The sequence below is a fragment of the Allobosea sp. 10L422 genome (assembly GCF_056395345.1).
Genome location: NZ_JBFTJI010000015.1, coordinates 148,785 through 165,240, shown reverse-complemented (window position 1 = coordinate 165,240; position 16,456 = coordinate 148,785). Strand labels below are relative to the sequence as shown.

Sequence of the window (16,456 nt, the reverse complement as noted above, 5' to 3'; positions counted from 1 at the left end):
GGCATGACGGCTTTAGCCGAGCCTTTCGGCGACGAGCTTGCGCAGGCCGCGCAGGTCCTTGACGAAGCCGCGGATGCCCTCGGCCAGCTTTTCGGTCGCCATCGCGTCCTCATTCATCGCGAAGCGGAAGGCCTTCTCGTCGAGCACGAGCTTTTCCGGGGCCTTGCCGGGCGCGTCCGGCTTCAGCTTGCGCGGCAACTCGCCGGTCGCGCCGGCAAGTTCATCGAGCAGGCCTGGGCCGATGGTCAGTCGGTCGCAGCCGGCCAGCGCCTCGATCTCGCCGGTGTTGCGGAACGAGGCCCCCATCACCACCGTGTCGATGCCGTAGGTCTTGTAATAGGCATAGATCGACCGAACCGAGACGACGCCGGGATCGGTCTCGGCGGTGTAGGGACCGCCGCCGGCCTTGACGTGCCAATCGAGGATGCGCCCGACGAAGGGCGAGATCAGGAAGGCCTTGGCATCGGCCGCCGCAACCGCCTGCGGCAGCGCGAAGAGCAGGGTCAGATTGCAGTCGATCCCCTCGCCCTGCAGCACCTTGGCCGCCTGCAGACCCTCCCAGGTCGAGGCGACCTTGATCAGGATACGGTCCTTGCCGACGCCGCGCTCCTTGTAGGCGGCGATGATGGCACGGGCTTTCTCGATGCTCGCCTGCGTGTCGAAGGAGAGATCGGCATCGACCTCGGTCGAGACGCGACCGGGCACGATCTTGGACAGTTCGGTGCCGAAGGTCACGGCGAGGCGATCGCAGACGGCATGGACCGCCTTCTCGCCACTGCCCTGCCTCTTGCCCCAGCCGATCGCCTCGTCGACGAGATGGGCATAGGCCGGGGTCTCGACGGCCTTGAGGATCAGGGTCGGATTCGTGGTGCAGTCGACCGGCTTCAAGCGGCGCACGGCCTCGATGTCGCCGGTGTCGGCGACGACGGTGGTCATTTCGCGGAGCTGGTCGAGCTTGGAAGCGGTCATCGTCTTTTCCTGGAAATCGTCTTCGTCAGGCTAACGCCTGCAATGTGACGCCTGTTCGGCACGATTGCGAGAGGGGCGAAGCAATTCGGCCATGCATGGCCGGCTCCCATCATGCTCGGGCTCGACCCGAGCATCTCTTTCGGGAGATTCTCGGGTCTCCGCTTCGCCGCGCCCGGGAATGACGGGCGTCGGCAACCGAGCACTCAGCTCTTCACCGCGCCCGATGTCAGGCCGGCAACCATGTTCTTGCGGAAGCCGTAATAGATCACCGCCGGCGGGATGGCGTAGAGCAGGCCCGCCGCCATAAGCAGGTTCCAGGGCGCATCGTCAGCCGAGAGGAAGAGACCGAGGCCCACCGCCAGAGGCACCGCCTTCTCCGACGAAAGCAGCAGGAAGGCGTAGAGATACTCGTTCCAGGCCAGCAGCAGCGCGTAGATGCCGATCACCACCATCGAGGGTTTCATCAGCGGCAGATAGACCAGCCGGAAGAGCTGGAGCGAGGTGGCGCCGTCCATCACCGCGGCCTCGTCGAGTTCCTTGGGCAACTTGTCGGAGGCCTGCTTCAGAACCCAGATCGCATAGGGCGAGGCCAGCGCCACCATGGCGAGGATCAGCGAGGCCTGCGTGTTGAGCAGCCCGTAGGAGCCCATCGCCTTGTACATGGGTATGGCGAGGAAGGCGGCTGGAATGAGATAGGTCGCAAGCGCGAGATTCATCATCGTGCGCCCGCCCTTCACTTTAAGCCGGGCGATGGCGAAAGCGGCCAGCGTCGCGACGAACAGCGTGATCGTCCCCGTCGCGATCGCGATGAAGAAGCTGTTGAACAGCTGCCGCCAGAAATTATGCAGGTAGTAGTGCTGCTGATTGAAGACGATCTGGAAGTTCTGCAGCGTCGGATTGTCCGGCCAGAGCTTGCCGGCCAGCATCGATTCCTGGTTCGAGATCGACAGAACGAAGAGGTGGTAGATCGGCAGCAGCGTCCAGATCAGCACGGGAATCGCGATCAGGATCAGCTTGCCTTCGTCGAGGAACTTCCTCATGCGTCTGCTCCCTTCGACAGGCGCTTCACCATCACGAAGACCATCGGCAGGATCAGCGGCATGGCGACGATGATCGAGGCGATGCCGAGATCGAGATTGTTGTTGCGCATATAGCGGATGCCGAGCGTCGAGAGGACGTGATTGAGATCACCCGGGCCGCCGCTGTTGAGCAGGTAGACGCTGTTGAAGTCGCCCAGCGTCCAGATCATCGAGAGCATGGTCGAGGTGATGTAGAGCGTCGCCAGCGAGGGCCAGGTGATGAAGCGGAACTGCTGCCAGCGATTGGCGCCGTCGACGCTCGCGGCCTCGTAGAGGTCCTGCGCGATGGCGAGCCGGCCGGTGATCAGGATCAGCGTCCAGAACGGCAGGGACTTCCAGATGTGGACGACGATCGACATGGCGAAGGCGAGCGTCGGGTCGGTCAGCCAGCCCGGCCCCTCCATGACGCCGAACCACTGGAAGAGCTGCTGGTTCACCAGGCCGTTCTCCGGGTTCAGCATCACCCGGAAGGACAGGATGGTCGGGATCGAGGGCACCGCCCAGGGCAGGATGAACAACACCAGCACGAAGCGGATCCAGGCCCGCTGCTGCACGAAGAAGCCGGACAGCCCGAGCGCGATCAGAAACTTCAGATTCACCGCCACGAACAGGAAGATGACCGTGTTGACGACAGTGCGCAGGAAGATCGGATCGGCGAAGAGCGCCTTGTAGGAATTCCAGTTGAGGCCGAGCCAGAGGCCATAGCCAACCGGGTAGACCACCATCACAGCGAAGACGAGCACATAGGGCGCCAGCATGATCAAACCCCAGATCGCGCGGTCGCGCGTGAAGCCCGATTTATCCTCGCGCGGTGCCGAAATCGGCGCTGTCATGGTGGCAGTGCTCATGGACTCTCCCTGGAATTGTCACCCGGTGAAAGATCCGCCGCGGCAATCCTTGCCGCGGCGGATCGAGGAGGCAAGCGAAGCGGACGCGGGTGTCAGCCCGCGATCTGCTTGATGCGGGCAATCATCTCGTCCACGGCCTGCTCAGCCGGGATCTTGTCCTGAACCACGCGATTCACGGCCTTGGCCCAGACGTTCTCGGCGTTCACGGTCGTGAAGTTGTAGTTGTAGACGAACTGGAACGGCACGGTGCCGTCCTTGTACTGCTTGTAGACGACCGCGCGGTGCGGGTCCTTGCCGTCAGACCAGAATGGCGCCTCGATGCCCTTCAGCGTCGTCGGGACCCAGCGGCCGGCCGAGCCTTCGACGAAGGGCCGCAGGTTCTCGTCCTTCATGAAGAAGGCCATGAATTCCTTGGCGCGCTTCTTGTTCTTGGCATCGGCGAAGATCACCGCCGTCTTGACCGCGGCGAGGTTGGTCATCTTGCTGCCGTCGGCCTTGAGCGGGAACTCGGCCGTGCGGATGTTGTCCTCGTAGTTCTTCTTGGCCTGCGCCCGCTGCTCGGCCGTGAGCGAGGGGTTGTTCATGTCGTCCATGTGCTTGCCGGCGATCGAGATCGTGGCGTTGTGCGTGGCGACGGTGGTGCGGTTGTGAAAGGCGACGTTGTTGTCCGGGTCGAGCCAGTTGACCGAGGACGGCGGCGTGCAGCCACGCTGGAAGATGTTGGCGTAGGACTTCACCGCCTCGACCATCGCCTTCTTGTTCTCGGGCTGGTCGAGCACGATCTTGCCGTTCTCGTCGACGACCTTGGCGTTATAGGCGTTGGCGAAGGTCAGGAAGGAGTAGAAGGTGTCGGAGGCGGCGATGCCCATCGGATGGCCAATGCCGTAGATGCGCTTGCCCTTGGCGCGCAGCGAACCCTGCACCTTGTCGCACCAGAAATCCCAGTAGCCGTTCCAGGTCTTCGGGATGTCGGCCTCCTTGAAGCCGGCCTCCTCCAGCATGTCCTTCCAGTAGGTGATGTGCATCATCTGCTGCTCGACCGGGAAGGCATAGTATGACTTCTTGCCGGCCTTGCCGTTCATCAGGAAGGTGGTCGAGAGCGCCATCGGCTGGATCTCGGCCTTCAGCGGCTCGAGCACGTCCGAGACGTCCTCGAGCTTGCCGTCATAGGCCCATTTGCCGGTCGTGCGGAAATCATAGGTGGTGCAGAAGCCGACATCCGGCGGCGTGCCGGCATCGACGGCGCCAACCGACTTGGTGACGCAGTCCTCGGTCGCATAGAGCGAGAGCTCGACCTTGACGCCCGTCGCCTTCTGGAACTTGTCGACGACCGCCAGCAACGCGTCGTCTTCGCCCTTGTAGAAGCCCTTGGTGAACCAGGCGGTCAGGACTTCCTGCGCCGAAGCCGCGCCGGACCAGCCTGCGAGAACCGCGGCCACAGCCGTTCCCAGGGCGAGATGACGAGCCAATTTCATCAGATAACCTCCCGTTTAAACCGTTTTAATCCGACGTTTTAATCGCCTTGCGGCGACCCTAATCGAAAAACCCAGGAGGAAACAAGCCGGCCCGCCGGTCTCCAAATAGTATTTTTAATTCCGATCCAGGCGGGTCCGCGCGCCCACTTGCGGTCCGCTTTCACCGAACCGTCATCTGTACAGTCTACGCGCAACGCCATCTCGCAATCGCGATTCAGAGACGGAGAGTTCCATGCAGCGCAAGGCCTTGAACGCCTTCATCATTGCGGCCGGCCTTGCCACCGCATCCGGCGCGCTCGCGGCCGAAGGCAAGCTCGTGCTCTACACCAGCCAGCCGAACACCGACGCCCAGCAGACGATCGACGCTTTCAAGGCGAAATACCCGAAGGTCGACGTGACCTTCGTCCGCGACGGAACGCCGCGCATCATGGCGAAGCTCAAGGCCGAGTTCGAGGCCGGCGCCCCGCAGGCCGACGTACTCCTCATCGCCGATTCGGTGACGATGGAAGGCCTCAAGAAGGACGATCGGCTGCTCGCCCACGACAAGGCAGATGTCTCCGCCTATCCGGCCGGCGTCCATGATCCCAAGAAGATGTGGTTCGCGACGAAGCTGATCACCACCGGCATCGTCTACAACACCAAGGCGGCGATGAAGCCGACGAGCTGGGCGGATCTCGCCAAGCCGGAAGCCAAAAACCAGCTGGCCATGCCGAGCCCGCTGAACTCCGGCGCGGCGCTGATCCACACGATCACGCTGACGAGCAACCTGAAGGACGGCTGGAGCTTCTATGAGAAGCTGAAGGAGAACGGCACGCTGGCCGCCGGCGCCAATGGCGATATCCTGCGCCAGGTCGCCACCGGCGAGAAGCTCTACGGCATGATCGTCGACTTCATGCCGATCCGCGAGAAGGCCAAGGGCGCGCCGGTCGAGTTCGTGTTCCCGAGCGAGGGGGTCTCCGCCGTCAGCGAGCCGGTCGCGATCCTGAAGAGCACGAAGAATCCAGAGGCCGCCAAGGCCTTCATCGACTTCCTGCTGTCGAAGGACGGCCAGGAGCTCGCGCTGAAGCAGGGCTATGTCGCGGCCCATCCCGATGTCGCCCTCCCGGCCGGCTATCCCGCCCGCAGCGCGATCAAGCTGATGTCGTTCGACGCCGCCAAGGCGCTCGCCGACGAAGCCGCGGCGCGCAAGCGCTTCAGCTCGATCTTCGAGTAAGGTCGCTTCCATGCTAAGGGCGCCGGCGCCATGACGCTGGCCATCGACCAAAACACGAAGCGGGAGCCCGCGCTTGCGGCCCCGCCTCTGCTGCAGCTGCCGGACGGCCTCGGCCTGCCGGCACTCGTCGTTGCGGTCGCGCTGCTGCTCGGCGGGCTGCCCTTTTTCCGGCTCGTCGTGGCGGCCTTCGCTCCCGGCTGGCAATTCGCGCCGGACGCCGCCTTCGCCGAGATGGCGAGCCGATCCGCCGTCGCAGCGACCTGGCATACGCTGGAAACCGCCTGCCTCTCCGCTCTCGGCGCTCTTTTGGTCGGGGGCATCGTCGCGCTGGCGCTCGGCGTCACCGATGTGCGCGGCAAGCGCCCCCTCGCCTTCTTCTTCGTCTTCTCGATGATGATCGCGCCGCAGGTGGCCGCGCTCGCTTTCCTCAGCCTGCTCGCGCCGAATTCGCAGATCCTGTCGCTGATCGGCCTCGCGCCTGCGCCCGGCACGCCGAATCCGCTGCTTGGCCGTGGTGGCATCATCCTGGTGATGGCCCTGCACCATGCGCCGCTGGTCGCGATCACGCTCTGGACGGGGTTGCGTAGCATCCCGCAATCGTTGATCGAGGCCGCGCAGATGGAGGGTGCCTCGAACGCCACCATCACGGCGCGGATCGTCGTCCCGGTGCTACGTGCCGACGCTGATCTATCGCCGGTTGTCGAGCTTCGGGCCGTCGAGCCTCGGCGAGACGGCGGCGCTCGCCGTGCTGGTCGGCGTCGTGGCGGCGCTCGGCATCGTCGCGGGCGCGCTGGTCGCCCGCCGCCAGCGCGGCAAGGTCGAGATCGAGCGCCCGCTGGAACCGTTCTGGCACCTCGGTGCCGCCCGGCCCTTCGTTGCGGCCGGACTCTGGCTGCTGCTGGCGCTGAAACTGGGCCTGCCGCTGCTCGCCTTGCTCAGCGAGGCCCTGACGCCGGCGCTCGGCGTCGCGCTGTCCTGGCAGACGCTGACCTTCGACAAATTCAGCGAGGTACTGTTCAGGCAGGCCGTGACGATTCGCGCCTTCCGCAATTCGCTGCTCTTCGCCGGCGCGGCCGCCGTGATCCTGGCCTTCGTCGCAATCGCTTTCGCCTATGCGCTGGAACGGCGAATGGGCAAGCTCAGGCGCCCGATCGAACTCATGATCGAACTGCCCTATGCGCTGCCGGGCGTGGTCCTCGCCATCGCCTGCATCCTGATCTTCCTGAAGCCATTGCCGCTGATCGGCGTGAGCATCTACGGCACGCCCTTCATCATCCTCTTCGCCTATCTCGCGCGCTTCCTGCCGCTGGCGCTGAAGGCGCCGGTCGCAGCCATGGCCCAGATCGAGGCGCATCACGAGGAGGCGGCGAAGCTCGACGGCGCCAGTCTCTGGCAGATGCTGCGCTTCATCGTGGCGCCGATCCTGGCCCCCGCAGCGGCCGTCTCGGCGCTCATGGTCTTCCTCGTCGCCTTCAACGAACTGACCGTCTCGGCGTTGCTTTGGTCCTCCGGCACGGAGACGCTCGGCGTCGTGCTGTTCAGCCTCAAGGAGGCGGGTCTCGCCGGCGAAGCGGCGGCCGTCGCCGTCAGCGCCTCCGCCATCATCCTGATCGCGATGCTGACCCTCGACCTGCTCGGGCGGCACTTGCCCCAAAACATCCTGCCCTGGCGCCTCTAGGACACCGCGGCAGGGCAACGCAGTCGCAGCCTGGCCGTGACGGAAAATTAAACTTGAGGACGCCCTAGATGAAGCATGGGTGCTCTTCCGATGCTTCAGTCCAGACAAGATCCGACCATCGACGACCGCAGGATTCTCGTCATCGAGGACTCCCGGACCTTCTCGCTCGCGCTACGTCAGTTTCTCGAAGCGGAGACCGGGTTGCCCGTCACGACCTGCGGCTCGCTCAAGGAGCTCAGCGAGATCATCGTCGCAGCCCCCGCTGCCTACGCGATCGCGGTCGTCGATCTCAACCTGCCCGATGCCCCCCGCGGCGAGGCGCTCGACTGGACGGTCACCCACGGCATTCCCTCGGTCGTCTTCACCGCCACCTTCGATCTCACCACGCGCGGGCGGATCATGGAGCGGGAGGTGATCGACTACGTCCTGAAAGACAACGAACTTGCCCTTCCCAATCTCGTCAACACGGTCAAAAGGGCGCTGAACAACCGAAACACCCGCATCCTCGTCGTCGACGACACACGCACGACCCGCAAGGTGCTGGCCCGGATGCTCGCGATCCAGCAATATGCGGTGGTCGAGGCCGGCTCCGGACAGGAGGCACTGACGATCCTGGAAGCCAATCCGGACATCCAGCTCGTGGTCAGCGACTACTACATGCCCGATATGGACGGCTTCGAATTGGCGCGCCGCATCCGGCGCCTCCATCCGCATGTGCGGCTTCTCGGCATCTCGTCCTCGACCGACCGCAAGACCTCCGCCGGCTTCCTGAAGGCAGGCGCCCATGATTTCGTCTCGCGCCCCTTCGTGCTCGAGGAATTGCAGTGCCGCATCGCCTCCAATGTCGAGACGCTGACGCAGCTGAGGCAGTTGCAGGACCTTGCCGCGCGCGACTTCCTGACCGGCCTGTTCAATCGCCGTCATTTCTTCGAGCGCGGCCGGACGCTGGTGGACGAGGCGCGCGAGATGGGCCTGCCTGTCTCGATCGCCATCCTCGACATCGACCATTTCAAGCGCCTGAACGACCGCTACGGCCATGATGGCGGCGACAGGGCGCTGGCAACCGTGGCACGTGGCCTGAGCGCCTCCGCCGAGCGCGGCTTCAACCTGCTTGCCCGCATCGGCGGCGAGGAATTCGCCATTCTCTTCCCGGGCGCGGAGCTCGCCGAGGCCACCCGGCTCTGCGACGATATCCGGGAGGCCATCGCTCGCGAGCCCCTCGTCGTCGACAACGAAACACTCGCCCTGACGGTTTCGCTCGGTGTGGCCCAGATCGGTGCCGGGGACGAGCTGGACGCCTGTCTCTGCGTGGCGGACCGGGCGCTCTATCTCGCCAAGCAGAACGGCCGGAACCGGGTCTGCGCCGACGCTTGCGAGCCCAGGCCGACCGCCTCTCAATAAGGCGACCCGGTGAAGGATCGTTCGCTTCAGGCGGCGTAACGACGCGCCGGCAGCCCTCGCGCCCGGTGTCGCGAAGGAGCTTGCCGGCTCTGGCCGAATTGATCGCGTCCGATCGTTTCCGCGACGCCTACCGCTGCGGCCGGCCTCTCGTGCCGTCGGACGACCACTGAAAAATCCGTGCGGCTCCCCGCGCCCGCTATTCGGCGGCTGCGCGGTGTTCCACGCGTTGCTCGCCCATCAGCAACGTCCGCGACGTTTTCGCCTCGCGCACGATGAAGTCGACGATGGCGCGTACGCGAGCGACATCCTTCAGATCGGCGTGGACGAGCAGCCAGAAGGAGCGCGTGATCTGCACAGTCGCCGGCAGCACCGGCACGAGACGCGGTTCGCCCTCCGCCATGAAATGATGGATCACGCCGATGCCGGCGCCCGCCACCACGGCATTCATCTGCGCGATGACACTGGAACTCTGGACATGGGCGCGCAGGCCCTTGGCGACCTCGTCGAGATAGTCGAGCTCGGGCGAGAAGATCAGGTCGTCGATATAGCCGATGATACGGTGCTCGAAGAGATCCTCCGGTGCGGTCACCGGCGGCATCGACGCCAGGTATTCCGGCGAGGCGTAGAGGCCGAGACGATAGTCGGAGAGCTTGCGAGCGACGACCTTGCCCTCCTTGGGCGGGGCCAGCGTGATCGCGACGTCGGCCTCGCGCTTCGACAGCGAAAGCAGGCGAGGCATGGCGATCAGCTGGATCTCCAGCCCGGGATAGGATTTCGCGAAGGTTGCCAGCCGTGGCGCCAGGAAGGCGGTGCCGAAGCCATCGGGCGCACCGATCCGGACCGTGCCGGACAAGGCCATGTCGGCGCCGCCGATATCGCTCTGGATCGCGAGCGCCTCGGTCTCCATGCTCTCGGCCTTGGCGAGCAGGCGCTCGCCGTGAGCGGTCAGAGTGTAGCCTTGCGGCCGGCGCTCGAAGAGCTTGGCCTTGAGCGCCTCCTCCAGCGAGGTGATGCGGCGCGAGACCGTGGCATGATCCGCTCCAAGCCGGCGGGCCGCTGCCGTCAGGCGCCCCGAGCGCGCCACGGCGAGAAAGAAGCGCAGATCGTCCCAGTCGAATCGCTCCAAGGCGCCCTCCCTGTATTTGTGTTTTCGCACGACCTACGTTCCACTATCGCTATAGTCGTGCGCAAACGAGAATGGTAGTGAGTCAGCAAGATCACGACACCAGCAATTCGTAGGGAGGGCGCCATGCGTCAGGTTGGACATTTCATCGGCGGCAAGCAGGTCGCCGGCACCTCGGGGCGCAGCTCCGACATCTTTCAGCCGATGGATGGCAGCGTGATCGGCAAGGTCGCGCTCGCTTCCGCCACCGAGCTCGATGCTGCCGTCAGGAACGCCGCCGAGGCGCAGCCGAAATGGGCCGCGGTCAACCCGCAGCGCCGCGCCCGCGTGCTGATGAAGTTCCTCGACCTCATCGCCCAGAACAATGACGAGCTCGCCGAGCTGCTCGCCCGCGAGCACGGCAAGACCATTCCCGACGCCAAGGGCGACATCCAGCGCGGTGTCGAGGTCGTCGAGTATTCGCTCGGCGTTCCCAGCCTGATGAAGGGCGAATTCACCGACGGCGCCGGCCCCGGCATCGACATCTACTCGCTGCGCCAGCCGCTCGGCGTCGTCGCCGGCATCACGCCGTTCAATTTCCCCGCGATGATTCCGCTCTGGAAGCTCGGCCCCGCCATCGCCTGCGGCAATGCCTTCATCCTGAAGCCTTCGGAGCGCGATCCCGGCGTGCCGATGCGCCTGGCCGAGCTCTTCGTCGAGGCGGGCGGGCCTCCCGGCATCCTCAACGTCGTCAACGGCGACAAGGAGGCGGTCGACGCCATCCTCGACCATCCCGAAATCAAGGCCGTCGGCTTCGTCGGCTCGACGCCGATCGCCGAATACATCTACGCTCGCGGCTGCGCGAACGGTAAGCGGGTGCAGTGCTTCGGCGGCGCCAAGAACCACATGGTCATCATGCCCGACGCCGACATGGACCAGGCGGTCGACGCACTGATCGGCGCCGGCTACGGCTCGGCCGGCGAGCGCTGCATGGCGATCTCGGTCGCGGTTCCCGTGGGCAAGGCCACCGCCGACGAGCTGGTGAAGCGCCTGATCCCGCGCGTCGAGAGCCTCAAGGTCGGCCCCTCGACCGATCTCACGGCCGATTACGGCCCGGTCGTCACCAAGGCGGCGATGGAGAAGATCAAGTCCTATGTCGACATCGGCGTGCAGGAAGGCGCGACGCTTGCCGTCGACGGACGCGGCTTCAAGATGCAGGGCTATGAGAACGGCTTCTATGTCGGCGGCTGCCTGTTCGACAACGTCACCAAGGACATGCGGATCTACAAGGAAGAGATCTTCGGGCCGGTACTCTCGGTCGTCCGCGCCGACAGCTATGACGAGGCGCTGAAGCTCACCAACGACCACGAATACGGCAACGGTACCGCGATCTATACCCGCGACGGCGATGCCGCGCGCGACTTCGCCTCGAAGGTGCAGGTCGGCATGGTCGGCATCAACGTGCCGATCCCGGTGCCGCTCGCCTACTACACCTTCGGCGGCTGGAAGCGCTCCGCCTTCGGGGACCTCAACCAGCACGGCCCGGATTCGATCCGCTTCTACACCAAGACCAAGACGGTGACCGCGCGCTGGCCGAGCGGCATCAAGGACGGCGCCAGCTTCGTCATCCCGACGATGAACTGACGCACGGCCGGCGGAGGGGGCGATGGAGCGAATGCTGCGGATCACCGCAACCTCGCTCCCCGCCTACCTTCGCGCGAGCAGGCCCGCCATCAATGCTGCCGGCGCATCGCGATCCGCCGACAGCCCTTCCTCGCTCCGATCCGACGCGAACAGGCCCGGCCTTTCGTCGTGATTGCGCGCGATGATGCGTCGGGACTATCTCACTGATCAGGAGGGCCAGCCTTGAACGCCTTTGCTCTCACCGAAGACCAGGTCGCCATCCGCGACATGGCCCAGGAGTTCGCCGCCGAGACGCTGGCGCCCCATGCCGCGCGCTGGGACGAGGAGAAGCATTTCCCGGTCGAGGAGATGCGCGCGGCCGCCGCACTCGGCATGGGCGGCATCTACATTCAGGAGGATGTCGGCGGCTCCGGCCTCTCGCGGCTCGATGCGGCGCTGATCTTCGAGGCGCTCTCGACCGGCTGCCCGACGGTCGCGGCCTATATCTCGATCCACAATATGTGCGCCTGGATGATCGACCGCTACGGTTCGGACGAGCAGCGCCAGCGCTTCCTGCCGAAGCTCTGCACCATGGAGCATCTCGCCAGCTATTGCCTGACCGAGCCCGGCGCCGGCTCCGACGCCGCCGCTCTGAAGACCAAGGCTGTGCTGGACGGCGACCATTACGTCCTTGACGGCCAGAAGCAGTTCATCTCGGGCGCCGGGGTCTCCGACGTTTATGTCGTGATGGCGCGGACCGGCGAATCCGGCCCTTCGGGCATCTCGACCATCGTGGTCGAGAAGGACACGCCCGGCCTCTCCTTCGGCGCCAATGAGAAGAAGATGGGCTGGAACGCCCAGCCGACGCGCGCCGTGATCTTCGAGAACTGCCGCGTGCCGGTGGCCAACCGGCTCGGCCCGGAGGGCATCGGCTTCAAGATCGCCATGGCCGGGCTCGATGGCGGGCGGCTCAATATCGGCGCCTGCTCGATCGGCGGCGCTCAGGGAGCACTCGACAAGGCGCTGAGCTATGCCAGGGAGCGCAGGGCTTTCGGCTCGGCCATCGCCGATTTCCAGGCGCTGCAGTTCAAGCTCGCCGACATGGCGACGGAGCTGGAGGCGGCCCGCAGCTTCCTCTGGCGCGCCGCGGCTGCGCTCGACGCCAAGACGCCGGACGCGACCAAGCTCTGCGCCATGGCCAAACGCGTCGCCACCGATACCGGCTTCGAAGTAGCGAACGATGCCCTGCAGATCCATGGCGGCTATGGCTACCTGGCCGATTACGGCATCGAGAAGATCGTCCGCGACCTGCGCGTCCACCAGATCCTCGAAGGCACCAACGAGGTGATGCGGATGATCGTGGCGCGCGGGCTGGTCGGCCGGGCGAAGGGCAATTGAGAGAAAACGTCATTCTCGGGAGAGAAGCGCAAACCCGAGGATCTCGTGACCAGAACTGGTTTCCGAGATGGTCGGCTCAAGGCCGACCATGACGACGAGCGAAGGGAGAGAACGACCATGACCAACATCGCCTTCATCGGCCTCGGCAATATGGGTGGCCCCATGGCCGGGAACCTCGTCAAGGCCGGGCACAGCGTCAAAGCCTTCGATCTGGTCGAGGCCTCGCGCAATGCCGCCGCCGAGCTCGGCGTCGGAATCTCCGGCTCGGCAAAGGACGCCGTGGCCGATGCGGAGATCGTGGTGACCATGCTGCCGGCCGGCAAGCATGTGCTCTCGGTCTGGGCCGACATCCTGCCGGTGGTGAAGCCCGGCACGCTGCTGATCGATTCCTCGACCATCGATGTCGAAAGCGCGCGCAAGGCGCATGCGCTGGCGGCCGAGCACGGCTGCCTCTCGCTGGACGCTCCCGTCTCTGGCGGCACCGGCGGCGCCAAGGGCGCAACGCTGACCTTCATGGTCGGCGGCGCGACCGACGCTTTCGACAAGGGCGAGCCGATCCTCGCCAAAATGGGCCGCAAGATCGTGCATTGTGGCGGCGCCGGAAACGGACAGGCCGCCAAGATCTGCAACAACATGATCTTGGGCATCTCGATGATCGGCGTCTCCGAGGCCTTCGTGCTGGCGGAGAAGCTCGGCCTGTCGCATCAGGCGCTGTTCGACGTGGCCTCGACCTCGTCGGGCCAGTGCTGGTCGCTGACGACCTATTGCCCGGTGCCGGGCCCAGTGCCGACCTCGCCCGCCAACAACGACTACAAGCCCGGCTTCGCCTCGGCGCTGATGCTGAAGGATCTGAAGCTGGCGCAGGAAGCCGCGCAGGCGGCCGGGGCCTCGACCCCGCTCGGCGCGGCGGCCGCCCAGCTCTTCGGCCTGCACAACGCCTGGGGCGAAGGCGGCACGGATTTCTCTGGGATCATCCATCTACTCCGCGGCCGCGGAGAGGCCTGAGAGGCGCTTGCGCGGCAGGGTGCCGCGGGTCTAGACCCAAGACATGAACGACGCCCCGCTCCGCCGCGAACGCTCCGCCCTCACCGGGTTCGCGATCAATCGGCTCGACCGGCGCGAGGATCTGCGCAGCAAGCATGATGCGGTGACGGCGCTGCGTCACCGCTCCGACACACGGATCGTGGCGGTGGCCGGCGAAACACCCGTCCTGAAGCGGCTCGAGGGCGAGGCGCTTTCGGTCTGGTTCACGCATGGTGAGACCGAAATGCTCGGCCCCGCCGCCGAGGAAATCTTCCTTGGCATGGCAGAGGACGGCGCGCCGCGCTTCGCCCGCCTGCTCGACAAGGCCCTGATCGAGCCGCTGAAGGAGCGGGCCGAGCTGCTCCTGACCGATCTTCGCTCGGTCGCGCTGAAGCGCATGGTGCCGGAGGAGGAGGTCGGGCCGCTCGGCGAAGCCAAGGCCGTGCTCGACTGGCACGCCCGCCACCGCTTCTGCGCACAATGCGGCGGGCCGGCCGTCGCCGGGGCTGCGGGCTGGCGGCGTGAATGCACCGCCTGCGGCGCGATGCATTTCCCGCGCACCGACCCCGTCGTGATCATGCTGGTCACACGCGGCGAGAACTGCCTGCTGGCACGGCAGGCCCGCTTCGCACCGGGCATGTATTCCTGCATCGCCGGCTTCGTCGAGCCGGGCGAAACGCTGGAGGATGCCGTGCGCCGCGAGAGCTGGGAGGAGGCCGGCCTGCGTGTCGGCAAGGTCCGCTACCTCGCCTCGCAGCCCTGGCCTTTCCCCTCCTCGATCATGGTCGGCTGCATCGCCGAGGCGCTCGGCGACGAGATCACCCTCGATATGACCGAGCTCGAAGCCGGGCGCTGGTTCCCGCGCGAAGAGGTGCTGCAGATGCTGGACGGCGCACATCCCGACGGCCTCGCCTGCCCGCAGCATATCGCCATCGCCAACACGCTGGTGCGGGCCTGGGCGCTCGAAGGCGAGCGGATCTGACACGCTGCGGGCCCTGCGCCATCTCGACTGACGAACAGCCTTTGCGGAGCCTTGGATGACGGACCCGGTCAACGCCTTCGTAGCCGGGCCGCGCGCCCGCATTGCCGGCGATTCCGGCGGCCCGCTGTCCGGACTGACCTTTGCAGTCAAGGATCTGTTCGACGTCGCCGGGCTGCCGACCGGCGGCGGCAATCACGACTGGGCCAAGGCGAACCCCATTCCGACACGCCATGCCTGGGCGGTGCAGGCGCTGCTGGATGCAGGGGCGGATTTCGTCGGCAAGACCATCACCGACGAGGTCTCGCTCGGCATCCTCGGCGAAAACGCGTTCGACGGCACGCCGACGAACAGCGCTGCGCCCGAGCGCGTGCCGGGCGGCTCCTCCTCGGGCTCGGCCGCCGCGGTCGCGGCAGGCCTGTGCGACACCGCGCTCGGAACCGACACGGGCGGCTCGGTGCGGGTGCCGTCGAGCTTCTGCGGGCTCTACGGCATCCGGCCGACGCATGGCCGGCTGGACCTGACCGGGTTGATGCCGCAGGCGCCCGGCTCGGATACGGCGGGCTGGTTCGCGCGCGATGCCGGGACCTTCGCGCGGGTGAGCAGCGTCATGCTGGGCGAAGCGCCCGGACCGCTACCGACGAAGCTCCTGCTCGCCGTCGATGCCTTCGGCTTCGCCGATCCTCAGGTGGCCGAGGCGCTGCGTCCGATGCTCCGGAAGCTTGAGCGGATCATCGGGCCGGCGCGCGAGGAGATCATGGCGCCGCAGGGGCTTTCGGTCTGGGCGCGGGCGCAGCGCAGCCTGCAGCCGGTCGAAGCCTGGCAGACCTTCAAGCCCTGGATCGAGCGGCACAATCCGCGCATGGCCTTCAGCGTCGCGGCCGGGCTGCTCGCCGGCTCGCAGGTGTCGATGAGCGAGCAAAACTGGGCGGCGCTGATGCGCGAAGAAGCGCGGGCGCGGCTGCGCTATCTGCTGCCGCCCGGCACGATCCTCTGCCTGCCGACGACGCCATTCCCGGCGCCGCTGCGCGGCCTGTCGATACCGCAGCTGCAGCCGATGCGCGACCGCATCACCTGTCTCTGCGCCCAGGGCGGACTCACCGGCTCGCCGCAGGTGAGCATCCCCGGCGCGACGGTGGATGGCGCTCCCATCGGTCTCTCGATCATCGGCGGGCGCGGCACCGATGCCAGCCTGATCGCCGTCGCCCAAGCCATGGAAGCAGCCTCGTGACTGACCTGACCCCGAACCGGCCCGAAATCGTCGCCGAGATCAGCGCATTGTTCGAGCGCTACGAACAGGCTCTCATCGACAAGGACGTCGACGTGCTCGACGCCTCCTTCTGGAACAGCCCCTACACCATCCGCTACGCGCTCGGCGAGAACGGCTACGGCTTCGAGGAGATCCACGGCCACCGCGTCGCGCGGCCGCCGGGACCGGGCATCAAGGAAAAGCGGATCCGGCTGGAGATTCTGACGCTGGGCCGCGACCTGGCCACGGTCAACCTCGAGTTCAAGGTGCGCGGGCGCGAAATCATCGGCCGCCAGAGCCAGACCTGGGTGCGTTTTCCCGATCTCGGCTGGAAGGTCGTCTCGGCCCATGTCTCGACGATGGAGGGCCCGCGCCCCTGGTAAAGTGGCGCCCGTCTTTACCACTCCTTAACCATCAAG

The 16,456-nt window shown here is 66.0% G+C and carries 14 protein-coding genes; 9 read left to right on the top strand and 5 right to left on the bottom strand.

Going from position 1 to position 16,456, the window contains the following annotated elements; all coding sequences use genetic code 11:
- Nucleotides 1–12 precede the first annotated feature (12 nt).
- The 4 genes from tal to AC1DEZ_RS24175 all read right to left on the bottom strand — a co-directional run bounded on the left by tal (nt 13) and on the right by AC1DEZ_RS24175 (nt 4,371).
- Nucleotides 13–969: a transaldolase gene (gene tal, locus AC1DEZ_RS24190; RefSeq protein ID WP_441510729.1), complete on the bottom strand. Its 957-nt coding sequence runs from the start codon at nt 967–969 to the stop codon at nt 13–15.
- A gap of 203 nt (nt 970–1,172) precedes the next feature.
- Nucleotides 1,173–2,009, bottom strand: coding sequence for a carbohydrate ABC transporter permease (locus AC1DEZ_RS24185; protein ID WP_441510728.1), 837 nt, complete (start codon nt 2,007–2,009; stop codon nt 1,173–1,175).
- The gene (locus AC1DEZ_RS24180; RefSeq protein WP_441511181.1) at nt 2,006–2,806 is read right to left on the bottom strand and encodes a carbohydrate ABC transporter permease; all 801 of its coding nucleotides are present in this window, start codon (nt 2,804–2,806) and stop codon (nt 2,006–2,008) included. Before AC1DEZ_RS24180 ends, AC1DEZ_RS24185 begins: the two co-directional genes overlap by 4 nt.
- 182 nt (nt 2,807–2,988) lie before the next feature.
- On the bottom strand, nt 2,989–4,371 hold the full coding sequence (locus tag AC1DEZ_RS24175; RefSeq protein WP_441510727.1) for an ABC transporter substrate-binding protein: 1,383 nt from the start codon (nt 4,369–4,371) through the stop codon (nt 2,989–2,991).
- A 232-nt stretch (nt 4,372–4,603) separates the two neighbouring features.
- Between AC1DEZ_RS24175 and AC1DEZ_RS24170 the strand changes: the two genes are divergently transcribed.
- The 3 genes from AC1DEZ_RS24170 (at nt 4,604) to AC1DEZ_RS24160 (ending at nt 8,663) form a co-directional block, all read left to right on the top strand.
- Nucleotides 4,604–5,584, top strand: a complete 981-nt coding sequence (locus AC1DEZ_RS24170) for an ABC transporter substrate-binding protein (protein ID WP_441510726.1) — start codon at nt 4,604–4,606, stop codon at nt 5,582–5,584.
- 673 nt (nt 5,585–6,257) lie between these two features.
- Complete coding sequence (locus AC1DEZ_RS24165; RefSeq protein WP_476780903.1) at nt 6,258–7,262, top strand: ABC transporter permease; 1,005 nt, start codon at nt 6,258–6,260, stop codon at nt 7,260–7,262.
- Between the two features lie 90 nt (nt 7,263–7,352).
- On the top strand, nt 7,353–8,663 hold the full coding sequence (locus AC1DEZ_RS24160; protein ID WP_476780902.1) for a GGDEF domain-containing response regulator: 1,311 nt from the start codon (nt 7,353–7,355) through the stop codon (nt 8,661–8,663).
- Between the two features lie 196 nt (nt 8,664–8,859).
- On the opposite strand, the gene AC1DEZ_RS24155 is transcribed toward AC1DEZ_RS24160, so the two are convergent.
- Nucleotides 8,860–9,789 (bottom strand): LysR family transcriptional regulator, encoded by a 930-nt coding sequence (locus AC1DEZ_RS24155; protein ID WP_441513702.1) that lies wholly within the window; start codon nt 9,787–9,789, stop codon nt 8,860–8,862.
- Between the two features lie 123 nt (nt 9,790–9,912).
- Here AC1DEZ_RS24155 and AC1DEZ_RS24150 point away from each other — a divergent pair, with 123 nt between their 5' ends.
- The 6 genes from AC1DEZ_RS24150 (at nt 9,913) to hpxZ (ending at nt 16,420) form a co-directional block, all read left to right on the top strand.
- Nucleotides 9,913–11,409 (top strand): CoA-acylating methylmalonate-semialdehyde dehydrogenase, encoded by a 1,497-nt coding sequence (locus AC1DEZ_RS24150; RefSeq protein WP_441513701.1) that lies wholly within the window; start codon nt 9,913–9,915, stop codon nt 11,407–11,409.
- A gap of 222 nt (nt 11,410–11,631) precedes the next feature.
- Entirely contained in the window at nt 11,632–12,786 is a 1,155-nt protein-coding gene (locus AC1DEZ_RS24145; protein WP_441513700.1) for an isobutyryl-CoA dehydrogenase, read from the top strand.
- A 117-nt stretch (nt 12,787–12,903) separates the two neighbouring features.
- Nucleotides 12,904–13,791, top strand: a complete 888-nt coding sequence (gene mmsB, locus AC1DEZ_RS24140) for a 3-hydroxyisobutyrate dehydrogenase (protein ID WP_441513699.1) — start codon at nt 12,904–12,906, stop codon at nt 13,789–13,791.
- Nucleotides 13,792–13,834: 43 nt separating this feature from the next.
- Entirely contained in the window at nt 13,835–14,791 is a 957-nt protein-coding gene (gene nudC, locus AC1DEZ_RS24135) for an NAD(+) diphosphatase (protein WP_441513698.1), read from the top strand.
- Nucleotides 14,792–14,846: 55 nt separating this feature from the next.
- On the top strand, nt 14,847–16,019 hold the full coding sequence (locus AC1DEZ_RS24130; RefSeq protein WP_441513697.1) for an amidase: 1,173 nt from the start codon (nt 14,847–14,849) through the stop codon (nt 16,017–16,019).
- Nucleotides 16,016–16,420, top strand: coding sequence for an oxalurate catabolism protein HpxZ (gene hpxZ / locus AC1DEZ_RS24125; protein WP_441513696.1), 405 nt, complete (start codon nt 16,016–16,018; stop codon nt 16,418–16,420). The genes AC1DEZ_RS24130 and hpxZ overlap by 4 nt, the downstream gene beginning before the upstream one ends.
- Nucleotides 16,421–16,456: the final 36 nt, after the last annotated feature.